Source organism: Candidatus Protofrankia californiensis, assembly GCF_900634765.1.
Taxonomy (GTDB): domain Bacteria; phylum Actinomycetota; class Actinomycetes; order Frankiales; family Frankiaceae; genus Protofrankia; species Protofrankia californiensis.
In genome coordinates, this window is the sequence record NZ_CAAAFT010000159.1 from 1 (window position 1) to 4147 (window position 4147).

Below are 4147 nucleotides of genomic sequence, written 5' to 3' on the forward strand. Positions count from 1 at the left end.
GAGACAACGATCAGTCTGCTGGCGAACGCCGAGGTGGTCGGGGCGGCGTTGATGGTGGGAAAGGTCATGTCGGGCTGGAAGCGGCGCAACCGGTGCCGGTCGGCGAGGCCGCTTCCACGGCGCGGCGGACGTCGGCTGGAATGTCAGGGGCTGAAGGTTTGCAGCAGTTCCGGGCGGCTGCCGCCGGGAGTCGGATGTCCCTTTGGGCCCGAGGAGTCGCAGCCGATGTCGAGAATGGTGGCGCGCACGATCGCCGGGATGTCCATCGATGCGGTGCTGGTGACTTCCCCGCCGATGTGCACCTGCCCGGTCGTGACGAGTGCCTCTATTGCGACTCTGCTGTGTGGTCCTGGGTGAGCAGGGCGTCAAGGATCCTATCACCGATTGCATCACAGATCTTGTCAGGGTATCCCTTAGCCACCGACTCCGAGGTGAGGAGTCGTCGAGGATGGGGGCCATGATGAATCACCTCGCTCCCGCACCTGAGTCTCCGCTGCTATTTCTTGGTGGCGGTGGCGTAGTTGACGCCGAGAACGAGGCTGGTCAACTCGTGGTCGACGATCCACTGCTCGTTGGCGCGGCGGACGCGGGCCGAGGTGTCGTCGTCGAGTTCCATTTCGATGCGGCGGATTCCGGTGCCGCGGACGATACGCCACCAGGCTTGCGGATTGGGTAGGGCCATAGGGGTGAGTTCATCGGTGACAGCCGGGTTGGGGATGCCAGCGTCGAGCAGCATGGTGCGCAGGGTGTCCGGGTCTTCGGTGCGCTGCCAGGGGATGGACAGTTCGAGGTCGGGGCGTTCGGCGCGGACGGCGTCGAGGAAGACGTCGAACATGGGGTGGAAGAATTTCGGGCCCAGGGTGGTGATGGCCAGCGTTCCGCCGGGCCGGACGAGCCTCCACAGGCCCGTGAGGGTGCCGACGATGTCTTTGGCGAAGAAGAGCCCGAGGACCATGGTGACCGCGTCGAAGGATTCGGTGTCGTAGGGCAGGGAGTCCATGTCGCCGCGGGTGAAGGTGACGTTGTCCAGACCGCTTTCGTGGGCGTGACGGCGGGCGATGGTCAGCATCTCCTCGGAGATGTCCACGCCTTCGACCCGCCCGTCGGGTCGTACGCGCTCGGCGGCACGGAGGGCGGCCGGTCCGGGGCCGCAGGCGACATCGAGGACACGGTCGCCGGGTTGGAGCAGGAGGCGTTCGATGGTGTTGCGGGCGCAGAAGCCCCAGAATTGTTCGAGTGCGGCGTCGTAGTCGTGGGCTGCTGTGGTGTAGGTGCGCTCGGGGTCGTAGCTGGCCAGGTCAGTGATCATTGGTGCGCTCCACGGTGTAGTAGACGAATCCGCGGCCTTCGTCTTTGCCCACGGGGGTGGCGGTGCCACTCCAGCCCCAGGTGGCGAGCACGAAGAGCAGCTCGTTGGGATCCCAGTAGTTTTTGATCACGGTGAATTTCCGGCCATCGTTGAGACTGCGGGTGACGATGGGGACAGAGGATTCTTCACCGACTCCGGTTTCGATGGCTTTCTCTTCATCGGTGACGTCGACGAAGATGACTTTCCCGCCGGGTTTGAGGGCATGGTCGAGCATGTCCCAAAACCCGGGGAGCTTTGCGGCAGGTACGTGTGCGAGCCAGTGCACGAAGAACACGAAGTCCCATTTCCGGTCCGGTTGCCAGGTGAACAGGTCGGCCTGCACAGGGGTGACGTTGGGCAGGTTGCGGCGGGCGACGATGTCGAGCATTTCGTGGGAGCCGTCGACTACGGTAACGTCGTGGGCGAGTCCGCTGAGAGTTTCGGTCCAGTACCCGGTGCCGGGCGCGAGCTCCAGAATGGACCCAGCCAATGGGCTGGCGCGCACGAGTTTGTCGATATACGGGCGTACGGGATCCATGTAGTCGCGGATCCAGGCGACGTATTCTTCCGCTTTGGCCGAGTAGAATCGTTGTTGCTCGTCGATCAGCTTGTCGACGTCGCTCATGTCAGCACCTCCACAGTGGTTGATCGTCTGTCCTCATAGGATTCTTTCCAGAGCGTGATGGATGTCGTCTCTGGTAAGCCCTTCGGGGTGGTTGGCGTAGCGGGGCTGGGTGATCGCGGTCCCGGCGAGCACGTCGAGGAATTCCCTGGTGACGGCGAAATCGCGCAGGTGTGTGCCGAGTCCGGCGCGGCGGAAGACATCGCGGATGAACGCGGCAACCCCGTCCGCGCCGGTGACACCAAGTGAGTGCGCCGCGAGGGCGACCCGGTCGGGAGCGATCCGCTCGGTGGGCTCCAGCACCGCCAGGAGCATGAGGGCGACCGCGAGGCCGTGCTCGATACCGAGGATGCCGGTGAGGGGGTAGCTCAACGCGTGCGGTGCGGTGGAGCGGCACCAGCTCAGCGCCAGACCGGCATGCAACGCCGCAGCGCTCATGCCCGCGCGGTGCCGGCGATCGGGTGCGGAGACCGCGTAGGGCAGATGTGCTGCGATGAGCGTCAACGCGTAGCTGGCGTGCTGGTCGGTCTCGGGACGGTGGTTGTTGTTCCAGATGCTTTCGATGGCATGTGCGGTGGCGTCCAGCCCGGTTGCTGCAGTGAGCCGGGGGCTCATCGATGCGGTCAGACCGGAATCGATTACGGCGCTGTCAGGGTAAAGCGCGGGAGCTTCGACGCTGACTTTCCGGCCGTCCTCGGTCCAGATCGAGGACCATTTGGTGACTTCGCTGCCCGTGCCGGCGGTCGTGGGAATGGCCCACAGCTCGCTCGTGCGGCGAAGCGGCACCTGGCCGGCGACGAGACCATCGAGGTCGCCGGCATGTGTCTCGGGTGAGTCTGCCAGGGCACATGCCACCTTGGTGGCGTCCATCACCGAGCCACCGCCCATCGCGATGACCGAGCGCGGATTCAGGCGGCGGAGCTCGGCGGCCAACGTCCGTACCGCGGTCCACCGTGCCGAGGCGACGGTCAGGTGCGTGGCACCGGTCGGCGCCCGTCCCCGCAGGCGGGGGCCGGTGACCACCACGGCAGGGCGGCGAGCGTGGTCGACCGCGAGCTCAAGAGCACCGTGGCGTACCTGCACCCGGACGGGGTTCCAGGGAACCGTGAGGCTGAGAGTGTCCATGGCGTCAGAACCAGCGCCGGTCTTCGCGCACGACCCGGCTGATCGAGGGAAAGTGCGACAGCTCGCGCTGGGTGTCGCCGCTGACGTGCCCAGCGACCCGGACGACGCAGAGGTCGGCGGGTTCGCTGTCGGCCCGGGAAAACGCGTGGGTAACAAAGGGCTGGATGTAGAGGGAGTCGTCGGGCTCGACCACGGTCTGGCGTTCGCTGGTGCCGTCCGACCAGCACAGCCGGGCGGCGTGGTTGCCGTAGTTGTAGATCCAGCTGTGCAGACTGCTGGTGAACCCACCGGTCAGGTCGCTGTCGGGGGTGGTGACGCGGGCGGTGAAGCCCCGCATGGCCGGCATCTTCGCCGTGCGGATCATCGGCCGGATGGTGTAGCGGTGATCGGTGGACGCGGGATAGGGGTATCCGTCGTCGACGCCGGTGTGTTCGACGATGACCTCCTCGCTGTCGTCGAAGACGGGAACGTGGAGATCACGGACGCTGACCCCGAGCGTGGCCGCAAGGTGATCGAGGTCGTTCGCGTCAAGGGGGCGGTCGCCCTCGACGGCGTCGCGGGCGGTCAGCGTGGCCCCGGCATGCCGTAGCTCGGTGTCGAGTCGTTCGACGGTGAGGGCGGCATCGCGCAGGTATTGGCGTACCAGGCTCTTGGTGGCTGCGGTCGTGGTGGCCTGGTCGAGCAGATAGTGCTCGGCGCGAGTGCCGAGCGCGTAGAGCTCACGCTGGGCGCGGCGCACGTTCCCGCCGAAGGCCACCGCGAGGATGAGGGCCCGTTCGGTGGCCGAGCGGCTGGTGAACGTGTGTGGCCGGAACGGGGTGGTGTAGCTGGAGTCCCCGGTGGTCATCTCGGCGGCGTAGCGTCGGCCGTCGATCTCCCAGTAGTGGTTCACCGGTCCCACGTACATGCTGTATTGGTGCAGGAAGTGCCCGTGGTTGAACGCGGCATCCGGGTTATCGGGGTTGCAGTCGGAGACCACGCGCAGTTCGCGGATCCATTCCGGACGGAATGGTGACAGACGTGAGAACGCGGTGTCGCGGTACTCGTAGTAT

At 66.0% G+C, this 4147-nt stretch carries 4 protein-coding genes and 1 pseudogene; all 5 read right to left on the reverse strand.

Going from position 1 to position 4147, the window contains the following annotated elements; all coding sequences use genetic code 11:
* Nucleotides 1-209: 209 nt before the first annotated feature.
* Nucleotides 210-466, reverse strand: a pseudogene (locus tag DD1DGNOD_RS30755) (S-adenosylmethionine synthetase N-terminal domain-containing protein); the annotation flags it as partial.
* A 30-nt stretch (nucleotides 467-496) separates the two neighbouring features.
* Nucleotides 497-1309, reverse strand: coding sequence for a class I SAM-dependent methyltransferase (locus DD1DGNOD_RS09160; RefSeq protein ID WP_131766620.1), 813 nt, complete (start codon nucleotides 1307-1309; stop codon nucleotides 497-499).
* Nucleotides 1299-1973 carry a class I SAM-dependent methyltransferase gene (locus DD1DGNOD_RS09165; RefSeq protein WP_131766619.1) on the reverse strand — a complete coding sequence of 225 codons (675 nt, stop codon included), beginning with the start codon at nucleotides 1971-1973 and terminating at the stop codon, nucleotides 1299-1301. Before DD1DGNOD_RS09165 ends, DD1DGNOD_RS09160 begins: the two co-directional genes overlap by 11 nt.
* A 33-nt stretch (nucleotides 1974-2006) precedes the next feature.
* On the reverse strand, nucleotides 2007-3095 hold the full coding sequence (locus DD1DGNOD_RS09170; protein WP_131769897.1) for an iron-containing alcohol dehydrogenase: 1089 nt from the start codon (nucleotides 3093-3095) through the stop codon (nucleotides 2007-2009).
* Nucleotides 3096-3099: 4 nt separating this feature from the next.
* Nucleotides 3100-4147: hypothetical protein (locus tag DD1DGNOD_RS09175; RefSeq protein WP_165036548.1), on the reverse strand; the 1048-nt coding region annotated here is incomplete at its 5' end.

Coding starts and splice junctions, on each gene's coding strand:
- DD1DGNOD_RS09160 (WP_131766620.1), bottom strand. CDS start 1,309: ATGATCACTGACCTGGCCAGCTACGACCCCGAGCGCACCTACACCACA.
- DD1DGNOD_RS09165 (WP_131766619.1), bottom strand. CDS start 1,973: ATGAGCGACGTCGACAAGCTGATCGACGAGCAACAACGATTCTACTCG.
- DD1DGNOD_RS09170 (WP_131769897.1), bottom strand. CDS start 3,095: ATGGACACTCTCAGCCTCACGGTTCCCTGGAACCCCGTCCGGGTGCAG.